A 17,529-nucleotide genomic window follows, 5' to 3' on the forward strand; every position below is an offset into this window, starting at 1 on the left:
GGCAAGGCCCCTATAGGGACACGCCCTGTGGCTCGGTGACAGCAGAAACCATCCCGCAACGACAGTCGACACGCCTGTGACTGGACACGTCGGTCAAAGATCTCATGAGTCAGACCCCGCCCGGGACGGCACCGCGCCACCGTCCCACTGCTCCCGGCACAACGGCATGACCCGACCACAGCCGGATGGCTTCGTCCGAACCGGTACTCAACCTGCCCCGGACGGACTGACAACGAGTTGACTTCTCGCCCACTCGTGACCGGCATTGACAGACAGCCTGTGCCCCGCCTTACCGGCAGTCCTTCATCGACCACGGAACGAACGGCCACGAACTCTCGTTCGGTAAGCGGTCGGCCGCAAGTCCTGTAGCGGCTGCGCGAGGCCGGAGAAAGATCCCGCTCAAGCAGCCCCTTCTTCCGTTTCCGGCCCGCTGCCTGCCCTTAACTCACCGTCGAGGGTCCGTTTACCCACACCGTCTCGCGCTCGGGATCACCTTCGCGCCAAATCGAGCGGCCAAGCGGAGTCCTTCGTCCACTCAGCCAGCAGACCCATGGCCAGGGCGAGGGGGACCCCGTCGCGTTTCGGCCCCGATTCCCGCAGCACGTTAGTTCGAGGGTTCTCCTGATCATGCATCACCGCGACCTCTCTTCACTCCTGACCCACAGGTGATGCACTGTGCGCACACAAGCGCGAAGACTCGTCACGGCCTTTCTGACCCTGGCTCTACTGGTGATAGCGGGTGTCGTCCCCTCCTGGGCGTTGCCCCGGGACCGTCTGCCCTCCACAGCCACCGCGACCATCGCACAGGCGCAGGTCCGGACAGCTGCCGACCTGCCCAAGCCCCCCGAGGCCATGACGCTGGCCGAGCGGCGCAGGCAGGTCGACGAGGACCGGCACGAACGGTCGCCGATGCGCGAGTACATGAACGCGCCGGAGAAGAAGCCCAGGGACGAGCCCCACAGCCGGCCGGACAAGAACCGCGTGGAGCGTGGGCCCGCCGCCGAGTCGAAGGTGGCTCTGCAGCCCCTCGCCGCGGCGGCCGAGAACCCGACGTGGGTGTCGTCCTGGGCCACCGCGTACCCCGGCATGCTGTCGATCGGCGGGCAGGTGAAGCTGCCCAAGCGCGGATCGTCGTACACCGGAATGTGGCTGTACGTCCTGGACGAGGGCGGCTACCCCGTCGTGCAGCAGGAGATCAAGAAGGCCACGGACGACCCCAGCGGTGACACCCCGGACACCGGGGCCTGGTGCTACGACTGGTGGGCGAGCAACTCCTATCCCACGGACCAGTGTTTCTGGTGGGCCGGCAGCGCGCTGGGCGGAATTCTCGAGGACGGCAAGGAGTACTACGCCTGGGTCTTCCTCAACAGCGCCGACGGGACGTCAAGTCCGGGCGGCACCACCTCGCCGCTGGTGGAGGCGTTCTACACTCCGGTGATCCCCGGTGCGCAGGCGGGAATCTGTACCTGCTACGCACAGGCGCACCGAGCAGACCCGGTCAACACGGCCACCGGCATGTTCTTCGAACAGCTCACCGACGCTTCCCTGGTGAGCCCCGGTGTGCCTCTGGCCCTGGAGCGCACCTACCGCTCCGACTCGAGCGCCGTCGGCCTGCTGGGGCGCGGCTGGGCGACGCCGTTCGATGCCAAGCTGACCGTGGCGACGGGGAAGGTGACGTACCGGACGGACGACGGGGCATCGTTCGTGTTCACGCAGAACAGTGACGGCACATACGCCGCACCCGCAGGCTCTGCGGCCAAGCTGGTCAAGGGCACGAGCACTTACACGATCACCACGCCGGACCACACCAAGCAGACCTTCGACAGCAGCGGCCGGCTCACCTCCGTGGTCGACAAGGTGGGCAAGGGCCTGAGCCTGGCGTACGCGTCCGGCGTTCTCGCCTCCGTCAAGGACGCCGCCGGCCGCACCACCACCTTCACGCCCGGCACCGACGGACTGCTGTCCAAGGTGAGCCTGCCCGACGGTACGTCGGTGTCGTACGGCTACACCGGCGGTCTGCTGACCTCGGTGACCGACCCTGCCGGGAAGGCGTCGTCGTACGCCTACGACGCGAACAAGCGACTGTCCTCCTACACGGACCCGGCGGGCGGCAAGGTCACCAACGTCTACGACACCGCGGGCCGTATCAAGTCCCAGACGGACCAGAACGGCAAGACCACGACGTTCACCTGGGACGGCAAGAGCGAGTCGCACACCACAGCGCCCGACGGCGGCGTGTGGACCGACGTGTACGCCGGCAACGTCCTGATGGAGACCATCGACCCGTACGGCAAGAGCATCGCCTACGACTACGACCGCCATCTGCGGCCCGTCTCCATCACCGACCAGCGCGGCAACACCACGGAGATGACGTACGACAGCGCCGGGCGGATGCTCACCCGTAGCGCCCCGTCCGCGCTCGGTTACGTGGAGAGCTGGACCTACGACGGTGCGGGCAACATCACCAGTCACACCGACGGCCGCAAGAACAAGACGACGTACACCTACAACACATCGAACCAGCTGACGTCCACCACGGACCCGCTGGGCGGCAAGACCGCCTACACGTACACCCCGCTCGGCTCGCTGGAGACCGTGACGACGCCGCGCGGCAAGGTCACCACCTACGGCTACGACACGGCCGGCAACCGGACCTCGGTCACCACGCCGCTGGGTGAGAAGACGACGTTCACCTACGACAAGGCCGGCCGGATCCTGACGAGGACGGACCCGCGCGGCAACGTCACCGGCGCCGACCCGGCCGACTTCACCACGACGTACGCCTACGACGGCCGCGGCCTGCTCAGCTCGGCCACCGATCCGCTGGGCCGCACCACGACCTACCAGTACAACGGGGCCGAACAACTGACGTCGGCCAAGAACCCGGCGGGCGACACCACCACGTTCACCTACGACGACGCCGGACACCTCACCCGGACCACCGACCCAGCCGGCAACTCCGTCACCCGCACCTATGACGCGAGCGGACGCCTGTCCTCCCAGACCGACGCGACCGGCGGCAAGACCACCTACACCTACGACAAAGTGGGACGCCTGCTGAGCAGCGTCTCCCCGCGCGGCAACGCCACCGGCGCCGACCCGGCCGCCCACACCACGAGTTACACCTACGACGCGGCCGGCAACACCATCAAGGTCACCGGCCCGACCGGCGCGTCCACCACCACGACCTACGACGCCATCAACCGGCCCCTCACGGTCACCGACCCGCTGGACCACACCACCAGCTACACCTACGACGCCAACGACAACGTCACCAAGATCACCGACGCCGCAGGCGAGACGGTCACCTCCGTCTACGACAAGAACAACCGACTGACCAGCAGCACCAATCAGCTGGGCAAAATCACCACCAACGCCTACGACGCCGACGGCAACCTGCTCAGCCGCACCTCCCCGCTCGGCCACAAGTCGAGCTGGACCTACGACGGTGACGGGCGCCAGGCCACCGCGGTCGACCCGCGCGGCAACACCACCGGCGCAGACCCGGCCCAGTACACGACCACCTATGGCTACGACCCGGCCGGCAACCCCACCACGGTCACCGACCCACTCGGCGGCGTGACCACCACCGCCTATGACGCCGTGAACAAGGTCGTCAAGCAGACGGACGCCGACAAGCGCGCCACCGCCTACGGATACGACAAGCTGGGCCGGCTGACCGAAGTCACCGCTCCGGGCGGTGCAGTCACCACGTACGGCTACGACACAGTGGGCAACGTCACCGAGCGTACCGACGCCAACGGGCACGTCACCACGTACGGCTACGACGCGGCCCGCCGCCCCACCTCGGTCACCGACCCGCTGCAGCGGGAGACCACCTACGCCTACGACGCCGCCGGCAACCTCACCAAAAGGACCACGCCCCGCGGATCCACCGGCTACACCTACGACCCGCGCGGCCTGCTCACCAAGGTCGACTACTCCGACGCCACCCCCGACGCGACGTTCGGCTACGACGACGCCGGCCGCATCACTGCCCGCGCCAACTCCAAGATCTCCGAGGACTTCGTCTACGACGCGGTCGGCAACCTCACCAAGACGCGCGGCTTCGCCTACACCTACGACGCCGCCGGGCAGATGCTCACCCGCAAGTACTCCGACGGCAACACGATCACCTACACCTACGACAACGACGGCCGCACCGCCACGATGCTGGCCGACGGCAAGACCACCACCTACACCTGGGACCCAGCCGGCAACCTCACCAGGTCCGCGCTGCCCAACACCGAGACCGAGGACCGCACCTACGACCGGGCCGGCCGCCTCACCGCCGTCACCTCCTCCAAGGCCGGCACCACGGTAACCAAGACCGCGCACACCCTCTCCCCGGCGGGCCTGCCCACCCACGTCGACATCACCCGCGCCAACGTCGGCACGACCGGATACGACCTCACCTACGACACCGCAGGCCGCCTCACCTCCGGCTGCTTCCCCCAGCCCTGGGTCGCCGGCTGCGCCACGAGCCGCACCACGTCCTACACCTACGACAAGGTCGGCAACCGCCTCACCTCCACCCTCGGCACCGCCTCCACCAGCTACACCTACGACGCGGCCGACCAGCTCACCTCCACCACCACCGGCACCACGACCACCGCCTACGACTACGACACCGAAGGCAACCAGACCAAGAAGGGCGCCGACACCTACACCTACGACCTGGCCGGGCAGATCTCCGCCGCCACCGTCGCAGGCGCCGCCTACACCTACGACCACGACGCCAGCGGCAACCAGGTAGCCACCCTCAAGGACGGTACGGTCACCCACCGCACCCAGTGGGACCCCAACGCCCCGCTGCCGATCCTGGCCACCGAATACGACAGCGCCTGGACCATCAAGCAGTCCTTCCGCTACGACCCCCTCGGCCAGCCCACCTCCGTCAAGACCGGCACCGGTGCGCTCTTCTACTACCACCACGACACCCAGGGCTCCCCGGTCGACGTCACCAACAGCACCGGCACCCTCTATCAGCGCTGGGCCTACGACCCGTTCGGCACCCGGGTCCTGGGCACCGTCACCGGCGGCGCCCCCGCCAGCCCTCCCGCCTACACCGGCGCCCGCTACGAGACCACCACCGGCAACCTCGACCTCCACGCCCGCCAGTACGACACCACCACCGGCCGCTTCACCCGGCCCGACCCCGCCACCCGCACCCAGACCACGCCGTACATATCGCCCTACGCCTACGCCGACAACGTCCCCACCCTCCTGACCGACCCCAGCGGACTGACCCCCGACGACCCGAACAACGGCCGCGTCGACAGCCTCGGCGAAGCAGCGGGCATCTTCGGTGACGCCTTCGTCGACGTCTTCAAGTCCCCCTTCGTGTTCCTCGGGGACGCACACGACGCCTTCACCGGCCAGAACGGCGGCGCCGGCGCCTTCGTCGACAAGTACCTCCCCGTCCGCCCCGCCTACCGCCTCTACCGCGCCGAATACATGCTCCGCCAGCAGGGCTGCGACGCCCTCGCCGACCTGTACGCCGAAACCGCCGAAGAACTGACCCAGCAGATCGCCCTTGTAGGCATCGGCGGCCTCACCGGCTGGCGCCGGGCCGCCGTCGAACCCGAGACGTCGAGTCGATTCGGGCCGGGCGCAGCACACGCCAACGATCCGGCACTAAGCGGAACGAACCCCTACACCCCTCGCGGTTTCAGCGCGTCGGGGTACCGTGAATTCACGCAGGAGCTGTATGCCGGCCTACGCGCAGCTGGCTACAATGATTCCACGGCCATATTCCAGGGGAGTTCCGTCACAGGGCAGAGCTTCAAGACAGGTGAAGCATTCCGTCCAGATAGTGACTATGATATCGCACTAGCAGGGACGGACTTGATTGAACAGGCGAAGAAAGCCGGAGTAGGACTCCGGTCAGGTGGCACCCGAACTGGCCCGCTAAGGGACATAGACCTGCGAAAAATGCGCCTGAGCGGACTCGCTGAGGCACTCTCAGAGAAAGTCGGACGGGATGTTAATTTCATGATTTACAATTCCGTTGAGGGTGCAACCGGCCGCGCACCGAGCATGATTGCACCAAGAAAGTAAAGAGGGGAACACCATGGGGCATCGCTACTACCTCTTCGGCTCTGACCAAATGGACACAAAAGGGGTACGCGATGCCCTATCAATTGCCTTAGGGATCTCATTCAACACTCGGGAAAGCGACTTCAAGGGAGGTGAATACCATCTCGCGCGCCTTCAAGAATCCGGAAAGATTACAATTGAAAAGAATTGGGCAGATGATGAGGGTTATCTCGCTGAACCCGACTTCCCACAATACTTCACACTCGTATATATCACTTCCCCGACCTCGCACACGCTATCAGCACTAGAGAATGCGAGTTACCTTCAGCGCCTCAGGGTGGAATACCTTGATTAATGCCGAAACCATGGGGAGAGGTAACGAATCGCTTGAAGCAGCACAGCGATGCGGCGAGTCCAAGAAAGGCCAGGAAAGGGCTCGCAAAGAATCAACATGCTGCTCCTGGCTGTGAGGGTGGAATGGTGCAGCCGTGCTGGGCCAGAAGGGGCTGGACTCGGCGAACGTCCCTGGTGACGTGTTCGGCGCCAAGGCCGCTGTCGGCCGCACCACGGTGATGGCCGACAGCGGCTACTGAATCTGTGCAACCCAGGCGTACAGTTTTTGATAACCACTCGCAGCCACCGGGAAGTTGCCCAGGATTCGTCCGATCATGGCAAGCACAGCCGCAACATGAAAATCACGATGCGAGAAGGCCCTGCCAAATACTGATGCTGTTGGTTAATTCGGGCCTGTGCGTGACGTCGGCCTTCAAGACCCGGTTGTGGTCTTGAAGGCCGACGTTGTCGTATGGGGTGGGTGCGGGTGTCGATGCAGCCGAAGGGGTCTGGGGAGATCCCGGCGGAGACGGTGCGGGTGGCGCGGGCAGCGTTCCCGAAGGGAAGCCTGGCGATCCGGGTGAGGGACGAGTTAGGTGTCCTGTTCACCGATGAGCAGTTCGCGGGCCTGTTTGCGGTGCGGGGCAAGCCTGCCTGGTCGCCGGGGCGGCTGGCGCTGGTGCTGGTGTTGCAGTTCGTGGAGGGGCTGACCGACCGGCAGGCCGCAGAGGCGGTGCGGGCCCGGATCGACTGGAAGTACGCGCTGGCACTGGAACTGGCCGATCCGGGGTTCGACTTCTCCGTGCTGTCAGAGTTCCGGGACCGGCTGGTGAACGCCGACGGCGGCCGGCCGGTGTTGGACGGCATCCTGGCCGCCGCCCGGGAGAAGGGGTTGCTCAGCCGTGGCGGCAAGGCTCGGACCGACTCCACGCATGTGCTGTCTGCAGCACGGGATCTGAACTGGCTGGAGCTGGTCGGCGAGAGTCTGCGGGCGGCACTGAACGTGGTGGCGCTCACCGAACCGGGCTGGCTCAGCGCGCACGCCCTACCAGACTGGTTCACGCACTACTCGACCCGGATCGAAGACTCCCGTTTCCCCAAGGCCCAGGCCAAGCGGGCCGAGGTGGGGCGCCGGATCGGCAGGGACGGCATGCGGCTGCTGGAGATGATCTGGACCGATGACGCTCCCTTGGCGCTTCGGGCACTGCCGGAGGTGGAACTCCTGCGGCAGTTGTGGATCCAGCAGTTCCACCTGGTGGAAGGCGAGGTGGAGCGGCGAGACCCAAAAGACCGGCCGCCGGGCGCAGAACGCCTGGTCACCCCCTATGACATCGAGGCCCGGGGAAGCGTCAAACGCGACACCTTCTGGGACGGCTTCAAGGTCCATCTCACCGAGACGTGCGAGCCGGGGACGGTGCACCTCGTCACGAATGTGACCACCACCGCCGCCACCGTGCCCGACGACCGGATGGCCTCCGTCGTGCATGCAGGCCTTGCCGAACGGGACCTGCTGCCCGGCGAGCACTGGGTCGACACTGGCTATGCCAATGCCGGCGCCCTGGCCGCCGCCCAGCGTGATCACGGGATCGCGCTGCACGGACTGTCCGCGTACTTCTCTGTGTGCACCGCCAAGTACAGAGATATGTGCACCGAGGTAGGTCCCGTTTCGTGGCCTGGCTCAGTCCCGTAACGTCTGCTCTCCCAGGTGTCGGAGTGCGGTGAAAGGGGATCTCTTGGAGGAAAAAGAAGCACGGAGACGTGCGGAGGAGTTCGGCCGGACCCTGACTGACCGCTGGGAGGAGTGGGCCTTCGAAATCGGCCTGTGGGCGACTCCGGATGTCACGGGCATCTATGGCTTCACCTGGTATCCCACGGCGAAGGACGAGGAGGGGCGCCAGATCCGGGTCGGGGGAAACTGGCCCATCCTCGTCGACCAGGACATTGGGGCCTGCCGACTCGTGCGCGGGCCGAAGGAGATGGCCGCGCTCAGAGGCTCGTCAACCGTCCGCACCGCGCGTTGGCGTAACGCCACTGCTCGTCGGCTGCCCCGCCCCGAGCGCTAGCTCGTCTGGGGCAGCCACAGAGAGGAGCCGTCAGTTGTCAGGCGGCGTCTGTGTCGCGTTCGATGGCTGCGAGGCGGTTCTTGAGCCGGTAGCTGTTGCCGTTGCTCGGGACGACTTCGCAGTGGTGCAGGAGGCGGTCGAGGATCGCGGTGGCCAGGACCTCGTCGCCGAAGACCTGGCCCCATTCGCCGAAGGTCTTGTTCGAGGTCAGGATGATCGAGCCCTTCTCGTAGCGCTTGGAGATCACTTGGAAGACTAGGTTCGCCTCGGTCCGTTCCAGGGGCTGGTAGCCCACCTCGTCGACCACGAGAACCGCGGGGCGGAGGTAGCTGGTGAGTTTGCTGATCAGCCGGCCCTGGTCCTCGGCGGCCTTGAGGTGGCGGACCATGTCGTCGAGGCTGGTGAAGTAGATCGAGTATCCGGCCCGGCAGGCCGCGACGGCCGGGCGACGGCGATGTGCGTCTTGCCGACCCCCGGCGGCCCGAGCAGGGCGACGTTGGCCTTGTCCTCGACGAAGGAGAGGGTGGCCAGGTCCTTGACCTTGCGCGGGTCGAGTTCGGGCTGGAAGGAGAAATCGTAGTCTTCCAGCGTTTTGTGGTGCGGCAGTTTCGACAGCCGCAGGCCGTTGCGGAAGCGGCGGTCGTCGCGGACGGCGAGTTCTTCGGACAGCACCAGGTCGAGCATGTCGAGGTAGCCCATCTTGGCCTCGTCCGCCCGCTGGATGTACTGGCTCAGGGCCTCGGCCAGGTGGGGCAGGCCGAGCTTGGTGGCGGTGGTGCGGATACGGGTGCTGGTCAGCTCGCTCAACGGGCGTCCTCGGTCGATGCGTTGGTGGTGAAGGGGCGGGTGCCGGTCAGCTCGTCATAGACCGACAGCGGCCGGCGGCCGACCTCGACATGCGCGGCGGCAGCCCGGTTCAGCAGGGCCTGCAGCGGTCCGGCCGCCGGCCCGGCCGACTGGCTGCGGCGGGGCGAGGGCAGAGCGTCGCCGGTGGTGACGCGGCGGCCGGCGCCAGTGGGTAGACCGTCCCAGTGGGTCTCATCCACGACGCGGGCCCCGCGGCCGACTGCCCGCGGATGGACGGCCAGCAGCGTCCGGCCGCCCGCGTCGGGGACGGTGGAATGCAAGCTGACCTGCGACTTCGTGGCCCGGATCTCGACCAGTTGGCGGGGACGGACCTTGCGGGCGGGCACCGAGTAGAGGTTCGCGTCGAAGGCGACCAGGCAGTCCTTGCCGACATGCCGCAGATGCTGCTGGGCGACCACATAGGGGACCTTCGGCAGCGGACGCAGAGCCATGTGATCGCGCACGGCCCGGTGCCCGATGACCTCACCGTGGGTGCCGTGGACCTTCGCCCGCCGCAGCGGCACCCAGGCCGCGAAGGCGGCGTTCATCTCCTCGATGGAGGAAAACGCCCGTCCGGCCAGCACGTGGTCGCGGACGATCAGGACCTGGCGCTCGACACGTCCCTTGCCCGTGGGCCGGTAGGCGGCCAGCACGTCGATGTCGAAGTCGTAGTGCCCGGCGAAGGCGACCGCCTCCGGATGCAGCGGGACCGCCTCGCCCGGGGCGACGTGCCGGCGCACGACCGTCTTGGTCCGGTCGTAGACGATGCTCATCGGCACCCCGCCGAAGTGCGCGAACGCATGACGATGACAGTCGAAGAACGTCGCCAGGTCCTGGCTGGTGGTGAAGCAGCAGAACGGATCGCGCGAGTACGACAGCGTCATGTGGAAGGAGTAGACCTTCGGGATCCCGACATGAGCGAGGATTCTGCCCTCATCACCCCAGTCCACCTGGGCCTGAGCACCCGGAACAACCTCGAACCGCCGGTGCAGACCCGCCAGATCACCCGGACTGATGCCCAGTTCCTCCGCGATCCGGGGCCGGGCCTCCTGCAAGTAGAGCTTCACCCGCTGGTAATTGATCGTGACCCCGTACTCCTGGACCAGGCGCTCGTGGACCACCCTTCCCTTGAGCAGGACCTCCGACCTGAGCATCGCGTCGATCAGCGGCGCAACCTCGTCCACCACCCGCCGACGCCGCTGACCTGCTGACTCTCTCTTCGGCGGCGCGAGTGAAGCGAGGTCCTTCAGGTACTTGCTGACCGTCCGGCGGTTCAGCCCGGTCTCCTTCGAGATCTCCCGCAGGCTCATCGCACCGGACTCATACAGCGGCCGGAACCGCCTCAACTCCAGCCAGCGATGTGGTTCCAAGACCACCGTCAGCCGCCTCCCTGCCACCCCGAACCGTCAGCAGCAGACTCGCGGCCTCCACCCCATCACCGCACCGAGAACGGTGCACTTTCATCCGTACGAAGTGGTGCACGTTCACTTGTACGCCGACACGGACCGCTGAAGTCCGTGACCGTCCCGCACGCCCGTGGCGAGGCCGCCTATGGGCAGGACGCGTTCACCATCGACTGGGACAACCAGCACGTGACCTGCCCGAACGGCGTCACCAGCACACAGTGGCACCAGCGCCGTTCGGAAGACGGGCTGCCAGTCATCCGGGTCCGCTTCTCTCCGGCCGACTGCCGCACCTGCCCCCAGCTGCGGGCATGCGTCAACTCCCCCAAGGCCCAACGTCGGGAGATCAACCTCAAACCCCGCGAGGAATACGAAGCGCTTCAGCAGGCCCGCAAGCTCCAGCGGACCGACGAGTGGAAGGACCGCTACAAGATCCGTGCCGGGGTCGAGGGCACTATCTCCCAGGCAGTACAAGCCTGCGGTCTGCGCAGATCCCGCTACCGAGGCCTGGCCAAGACCAGCCTCCAGCACCAGCTCACCGGCGCCGCGATCAACCTCATCCGCATCAACGCCTGGCTCACCGGCCAACCCCATGCCCGCACCCGCACCAGCCCCCTCGCAGCACTTCGCCCCGCCGCATAACGACGGGGCGAAGCAACCAGGCCCGAATTAACCAACAGCATCAATACTCGGCGGGGCCTCGTCTTCGCACTCGCGCCAAAACAGGCATCCCCAGCAGCTGTGATCGCAAATCCGTCGTCCCCACAAGTGACGCAGGAACCTGACTGAGTGAGGAGCCCAAAGCGCCCTACGCGCCAGCACGTGCCACCTAACGGCGAGGGACGTAGTAGTTACGGAAGTACGGATCGACGCCCACATAGACGTCACACGCGACAGCGATGCAGCCGCGGCCTGGCCACAGGCCGAGATGACGAGTTCAGTTGCCGGTAGCCAGCCAGTCGATCCGGCCGTCGATCCCACACTCACGCGTCCCAGTCGTGCTGGGAGGAAAAGGCACCCCGGTACGGACGGATGAGCGGGTGCGATCGCACATCAGGCACCCGAGAGAGTCACAGGCACACGGACCCCTTGGAGGCACCGACCGCATCGTGCGCGCCAACGCGTTCGACCTCACGTCGAAGCCGCACCGGAGCGCTCCGGTGCGGCTTCGACGTCTCACGGATCCGGGCAGAGGCCCCGCCATGACGGACCGCGGCGGGGCCTCGCCATATCACCCGCGTATCACACAGCCATCACCAACTGGGTAGACGCTCTCGGACCAAGAGGCTCCGACCTGCGTTTTCATGCCCGCAGTGGACTGGCACAGACGCCCCTGGACGGTCTCTACAACCTGTGCCATGTGGTACCCAGTGAGGGACCGAGGATCAGGACTGGTAGGTGTTCCGGCCCGTCAAAGCGGTACTGCAGCGTCTCGGTCTTGCCTTCGGTCACGGGTTCACACCTTCATCTGTCACGATCTGTCACACGCCCCCTGCGAGACCTCCCCATGCTTCCGCCGCCGGAGGCAGGTCCGCCACGTCCGGCTTCACGTACCACCCCTTCGTCGTCTGCACGTCGGTGTGCCCGGCCCACATGGCGAGCAGGTGTTCCGGCACCCCGTTGTTGGCCGGGTACGTGAGGCAAGACGCCCGAGCATCGTACAGACGGACCCTGCGAAGGCGGTGTGCGTCCATCACTTTGCGGTCCCGCGTTCGGAGCTGAACTGCCGTCGGGGATGCCGCGGGGACGCGGTATGCCCGACGGCCGGCTGCCGTGCGGGGCGGCCGTCGGGCTCCGTCCACGGAGTCGCTGTGAGGTCAGCGAGCGGCGATCTGGTCCACGGCCCCGGTCCTGGGGGCCGGCTCGGCGTCGGGCCGGAGGGGTGCGGTGTTGTTCGGGCCGCGCAGGGCGACGTGGACGAGCAGCGCGGCCATGACGGCGGCGCCGGCCCACATGGACTGCTGCCAGCCGTCGACGAAGGACTGCTGCGCGGCATGGACGAGGTCCTGGGCGTGGCTTCCGGTCCCGGGCGCGACCTCGACGGCGTTGGCGACGCCTTCGCGGGCGGTGTCCGCGGCTTCGTCGGGGATGCCGTCGAGCTTGCCGTCGATGGCGCTGCGGTAGCCGTTGGCCAGGAGCGCGCCGAGCATCGCGATGCCGAGGGCGGTGCCGAACTCGCGGGTGACGTCGTTGAGCGCGGAGGCGACCCCCTGTTGGGCTCGGGGCAGGGATCCGGTGATGACCTCGGTGGAGGGCGTCATCGACAGACCCATGCCGGTGCCCATGGCGAGCAGGCCGCCCAGGATCGACAGGTAGCCACCGTCGACGGAGACGAACAACGCCATCAATGCCAGGCCGAGGGTGGCCAGGGCGATGCCCGCCGTCATGGTGGAGCGGACGCCGATCCGGGCGGCCATCCTGGGGGCCAGGCCCGAGGCCGCCATCATCATGACGGCCATCGGCATCATCGCCACGGTGGACAGCAGCCCGGACCAGCCGAGTACGGCCTGGAAGAACGGGAAGAGGACGACGTTGATGCCGGCCTGGACGCCGAAGACGACCAGCAGGGTGATCGAGCCGCCGGCCAGGCCGCGCTCACGGAACAGGCGTACGTCGAGCAACGAGGCGTCGCGGCGGTGCAGTTCCCAGGCGACGAAGACGATGGCGGCGACGGCGCCGACGGTCAGGCCGACCAGGGTGACCGGGGCGGTCCAGCCCCGCTCGGGGCCTTCCTGCAGGACGAAGATGAGACCGGTCACGGCGACGGTGGAGAGCAGGGCACCGACGGTGTCGAAGGAGTGGGCGGAGCGTTCGCGGGAGTTGGGCACCGACTTCAGTGTCATCGCCAGCGCGACGACGGCCAGGACGACGGGCAGCACGAACAGCCCGCGCCAGTCGGCGACGTCGACCAGCAGGGCGGAGAGGAACATGCCGAGGATGCCGCCGCCTCCGGCGACGCCGGTCCAGACACCGATCGCCTTGCCGCGCTCCTTCTCGGGGAAGGTGGAGGTGATGACGGCGAGGGTGATCGGCATGATGATCGCGCCGCCGATACCCGCGGCCACGCGGGCGGCGATCATCACCCCGGCCGACGGGGCGAGTCCCGCGACGACGCCGGCGGCGCCGAAGACGACCAGGCCGGTGATCAGCATGGGCTTGCGGCCAAGGCGGTCGCCGATGGCGCCGAGCGGCAGGAGCAGCGCGGCCAGGGCGAGGGTGTAGACGTTGATGATCCACAGGACGGTGTTCTGCGAGGCGCCGAACTCGACGGCCATGTGGGTCTGGGCGACGTTCAGCCCGGTCACGGAGGCGATGACGGCCATCAGAGCGACCGAGACGGTGATCAGGATCGCGCGCAGCTCACGGGCGCCCGGCGCGTCCCCGCCGCTTACCGGTGCTGTCGGCGCCTGAGGGGGCTGATGGTGGTTCATGGTTTCCTTCCCAAAAAGGGCATGCGGAGTCGGCGCCGGGACCGGCCCGGTCGCCAGGTTGGTGAGGCAGGGGATGCTCACCGCTCGTACCGCCGGACGGCGGCCTCGCGGAAGTCCGGCGGCGGCCTACGTCAGCCGGTGGTCACCAGCGCCCGGCTCGCCGTCGGTGGGCGGCCTTTCGTCGTGCCCGGCCCCCGGACTGGGTCATCCGTGTTCGACGCTAAGGGCATGATGCATGCGTGGCATAGCATGTTGCCTATGACGCAAGAAGATGGGCAGCTGGACAGCCTCGTACGCAAACGGATCCGTGCGCTGCGCGTCGCACAGGGCTGGTCGCTGGAGGAACTGGCCCGCCGGGCCAACCTCAGTCAGTCCTCGCTGAGCCGCATCGAGAACGGTCGGCGCCGCCTCGCCCTGGACCAGTTGGTCACCCTCGCCCGCGCCTTGGACACCACGTTGGACCAGCTCGTGGAGAACGCCGCCGACGACGTCGTCGTCAGCCCGATGATCGACGGCGCCCACGGCCTGATGCGCTGGCCCATCAAGGGGGACCCCGGCATGAGCGTGATGCGTCAGCGGATGACCGATCCGCCGCCCGACAACCCGGCCCGCATGCGCGCGCACCCCGGCCGCGAATGGGTGGTGGTGCTGTCCGGTACCGCCGTCCTGATGCTGGGGGACCGGCGCTTCCGCATCGAGACCAACCAGGCCGCCGAGTTCCCCACCATGATGCCGCACGCCATCGGCGCCGAGGGCGGCCCCTGCGAGATCATGGGCATCTTCGACCGCGACGCCCGCCGCGGCCACCAGAAGGACGCCGGCCCCGACGCCTCCGCGGCCGACGGCGGAGGCGCCCAGGGCTCCGGCGCATAGCGGACCGCGGTCGGGCTGAGGGCCCGCGCGCGGTGGGCGATGTTGCGCCGCGGGCAATACACCGAGTCACCTTCTTGCGCAGTACGCAAAGAGGCGTGCCGGTGACGCATGGCGGGCCTACGGTGAAGCCATGCACCACACTCACCAGCACACCCACCACGGCAATGGCGGTCACCATCCCGGCCAGGGACATCACGGCCACCAGGAGCACGGCGACAGCGGTCAGGCGGAGATCCTCGACCTGGACGCCGAGGTGCTCGCCGAGCACACGGCGTCCATCACCGCCTGGCTGTCCCTGAGTGAGGAGCCGCACCGGATCGTGGACCTGGGCTGCGGGACCGGCGCGGGAACCTTCGCGCTCCTCGACCGGTTCCCGGACGCACACATCACCGCCGTCGACACCTCGGCCGGACACCTCCAGCTCCTGCGCGAGAAGGCCTGCGCCCGCGGTGTCCAGGGGCGCGTACGGACCGTGCAGGCCGACCTCGACGACAACGACTGGCCCGACCTCGGCAGGCCGGACCTGGTGTGGGCCTCGGCCTCGATGCACCACATGGCCCAGCCCGACAGCGCACTGCGCAACGTCCGCGAACTGCTCGCGCCCGGCGCTCTTTTCGCCGTCGTCGAGCTCGCGGGCGTCCCCCGCTTCCTGCCCGCCCACGCCCCGGAGAACCGGCCCGGCCTCGAAGAGCGCGCCCATGCCGCGACCGGCGGCTTCCACGCCGAACACGTACCGCACCGCGGCGCCGACTGGGGTCCGATGCTGACGGCCGCCGGCTTCACCGTCGAGGACGAACGCACACTCAACGTCACCATCGAAGGGGCCCGCAGCGAAGCGATCGGCCGCTACGCCTACGGCGTCTTGCAGCGCATCCGCGGCGTCGCCGCCCCCGCTCTCAGCCCCGAGGATCTCGCCGCGCTCGACGAACTGCTGGACACCGGCAGCCCGACGAGCCTTCTGCACCGCGAGGATCTCGCCCTTCGCACCGAGCGCACGGTCTGGGCCGCCCGCCGCGCCTGAGCTCAGCGGCGGAACGGGCCGCGGACCTCGTACGTCACGCCGCCCGAGCCGCTGATCTCGCCGCTCGTGCCACGCTGGGAGGAGAAGTAGAGGCGGCTGCCGTCCGGGGAGAAGGCCGGGCCGGTGATCTCGGAGTCGGGGTGGCCGTCGACGCGCAGGATCGGGGCGACCACGCCGTCCCGGGTGATGATGTTGATCTCCATGTTCCCGCCGTCCTCGGCGACGTAGAGGTCTCCGGCGGCCGTGCCGGTGATGTTGTCGACCCCGGTGAGGGTGCCGTCGCTGTTGTAGACGGACGTGATCGTCGCGTCCCGGGTGTCGTACGCCCAGACCTGGCGGTCGCCCTTGGCGGTGAAGTAGCAGATGCCGTCGGCGTAGTGGCAGCCCTCGCCGCCGTCGAAGTGGCGGGCGGCGGAGAGCTGCCTGCGGGTCTGGACCAGCGGCGCGGAGGGGTACGGCACCTCCCGCCACTCGACCGTGTCACCCGAGGTGGTGCACGCGACGTCGAGGCGGCCGGAGGACAGGTCGCCCCAGGTGTCGGGCGTGAAGCGGTAGAAGCAGCCGTCGTCCTCGTCCTCGGTGAGGTAGACGACCCGGTGGTCGGGGTCGCAGGCGGCGGCCTCGTGCTTGAAGCGGCCCATCGCGTGGTGCGCGACGGCCTCCTTCCGCCCGTACGGGTCGGTCTCGAAGACCCGGCCACGGAAGGTCTCCTCGCAGGACAGCCAGGTGTTCCAGGGAGTCGCGCCGCCCGCGCAGTTGAGGTTGGTGCCGGACAGGATGCGGTAGGCGCGGTCCACGGAGCCGTCGGCGCGGAAACGGATGGCGGAGGCGCCGCCCAGGAGCGGTATCTCGGAGTTGGAGACGTAGATCCAGCCGTCGCCGTCGGCGTAGCAGGCGCCGCCGTCGGGCGCCGAGTGCCAGATGGTGCCGCCGACGGGCCGCAGCGAGCGGGCGACGACGCGGCTGGTGAACCCGGCGGGCAGGGCCACACCGTTGGCGTCCGGGGCGAGGAGCGGCCCGTACGGGCTGCCGGAGGCGGCGCCGGCCGGGGCGGCGTGCCCGGCCTGCTGCCACAGGGTGCCGCAGAGGACGGCGGCACCGGTTCCGGCGGTGACCGTGCGGAGGAAGGAACGTCGCTGCATGGGACCTCTTCCGTCATGGGGTGGGGAGGGCGGTGCGGGGAGCGCCGCCGCAGACCTCCCTGGCCCGTCCGGTGGTCTGGGCGGGGTGTTGGTCAGGGGCGGTGTGGGTGAGCCGCTGTCCCGGAGGCTCCGTGGGTGATGTGCTTCAGGACGTCGTGGTCGCCGGCGAGCGGATCACGGCCTCCGGGCCGGGCCGCCGTACCCCCGGGCCCGGACCGCCGTACCCCCGGGCCCGGACCGCCGTACCCCCCCGGCCCGGGCCCGGGGGGGGGGGGGGGGGGGGGGGGGGGGGGGAGGGGGGGGGGGGGGGGGGGAGAGGGGGAGGGGGGGGGGAGGGGGGGGGGGGGGGGGGGGGAAGGAGGGGGGGGGGGGGGGGGA

7 protein-coding genes and 3 pseudogenes are annotated in these 17,529 nt (G+C 68.3%); 6 read left to right on the forward strand and 4 right to left on the reverse strand.

Translation table 11 applies throughout. From position 1 onward, the window contains the following. The first annotated feature begins 852 nt into the window (after positions 1 to 852). The 3 genes and pseudogenes from ACZ434_RS09970 to ACZ434_RS09980 all read left to right on the forward strand — a co-directional run bounded on the left by ACZ434_RS09970 (position 853) and on the right by ACZ434_RS09980 (position 8,435). Entirely contained in the window at positions 853 to 6,060 is a 5,208-nt protein-coding gene (locus ACZ434_RS09970; protein ID WP_468453719.1) for a DUF6531 domain-containing protein, read from the forward strand. 799 nt (positions 6,061 to 6,859) lie between these two features. Beyond that, a pseudogene (locus ACZ434_RS09975) lies at positions 6,860 to 7,972 on the forward strand (transposase); the annotation flags it as partial. Positions 7,973 to 8,090: 118 nt separating this feature from the next. Then, complete coding sequence (locus ACZ434_RS09980) at positions 8,091 to 8,435, forward strand: hypothetical protein (protein ID WP_468453660.1); 345 nt, start codon at positions 8,091 to 8,093, stop codon at positions 8,433 to 8,435. 37 nt (positions 8,436 to 8,472) lie between these two features. Here the strand turns inward: ACZ434_RS09980 and istB are convergent. Further along, a pseudogene (gene istB / locus ACZ434_RS09985) lies at positions 8,473 to 9,242 on the reverse strand (IS21-like element helper ATPase IstB). Then, positions 9,239 to 10,591, reverse strand: a complete 1,353-nt coding sequence (gene istA, locus ACZ434_RS09990; RefSeq protein WP_468453662.1) for an IS21 family transposase — start codon at positions 10,589 to 10,591, stop codon at positions 9,239 to 9,241. Before istA ends, istB begins: the two are co-directional and overlap by 4 nt. A gap of 180 nt (positions 10,592 to 10,771) precedes the next feature. Between istA and ACZ434_RS09995 the strand changes: the two are divergent. Then, positions 10,772 to 11,326: pseudogene (locus ACZ434_RS09995) on the forward strand (transposase); the annotation flags it as partial. A 1,175-nt stretch (positions 11,327 to 12,501) separates the two neighbouring features. On the opposite strand, the gene ACZ434_RS10000 reads toward ACZ434_RS09995, so the two are convergent. Further along, the gene (locus ACZ434_RS10000; protein ID WP_468453664.1) at positions 12,502 to 14,115 is read right to left on the reverse strand and encodes an MFS transporter; all 1,614 of its coding nucleotides are present in this window, start codon (positions 14,113 to 14,115) and stop codon (positions 12,502 to 12,504) included. 258 nt (positions 14,116 to 14,373) lie between these two features. Between ACZ434_RS10000 and ACZ434_RS10005 the strand changes: the two genes are divergently transcribed. Both ACZ434_RS10005 and ACZ434_RS10010 read left to right on the forward strand, forming a co-directional pair. Continuing rightward, positions 14,374 to 14,988: a helix-turn-helix domain-containing protein gene (locus ACZ434_RS10005; RefSeq protein ID WP_468453666.1), complete on the forward strand. Its 615-nt coding sequence runs from the start codon at positions 14,374 to 14,376 to the stop codon at positions 14,986 to 14,988. Between the two features lie 130 nt (positions 14,989 to 15,118). Beyond that, the gene (locus tag ACZ434_RS10010) at positions 15,119 to 16,009 is read left to right on the forward strand and encodes a methyltransferase (protein WP_468453668.1); all 891 of its coding nucleotides are present in this window, start codon (positions 15,119 to 15,121) and stop codon (positions 16,007 to 16,009) included. 2 nt (positions 16,010 to 16,011) lie between these two features. Here ACZ434_RS10010 and ACZ434_RS10015 read toward each other — a convergent pair whose 3' ends face one another. After that, entirely contained in the window at positions 16,012 to 17,151 is a 1,140-nt protein-coding gene (locus ACZ434_RS10015; protein WP_468453670.1) for an alkaline phosphatase PhoX, read from the reverse strand. Positions 17,152 to 17,529 lie beyond the last annotated feature (378 nt).

The sequence above is a fragment of the Streptomyces sp. NPDC030893 genome (assembly GCF_055571535.1).

Excerpts from the sequence above, each read along its gene's own strand:
- ACZ434_RS09970 (WP_468453719.1), top strand. The coding sequence starts at position 853 with ATGACGCTGGCCGAGCGGCGCAGGCAGGTCGACGAGGACCGGCACGAA.
- istA (WP_468453662.1), bottom strand. The coding sequence starts at position 10,591 with ATGAGCCTGCGGGAGATCTCGAAGGAGACCGGGCTGAACCGCCGGACG.
- ACZ434_RS10000 (WP_468453664.1), bottom strand. The coding sequence starts at position 14,115 with ATGAACCACCATCAGCCCCCTCAGGCGCCGACAGCACCGGTAAGCGGC.
- ACZ434_RS10005 (WP_468453666.1), top strand. The coding sequence starts at position 14,374 with ATGACGCAAGAAGATGGGCAGCTGGACAGCCTCGTACGCAAACGGATC.
- ACZ434_RS10010 (WP_468453668.1), top strand. The coding sequence starts at position 15,119 with ATGCACCACACTCACCAGCACACCCACCACGGCAATGGCGGTCACCAT.
- ACZ434_RS10015 (WP_468453670.1), bottom strand. The coding sequence starts at position 17,151 with ATGCAGCGACGTTCCTTCCTCCGCACGGTCACCGCCGGAACCGGTGCC.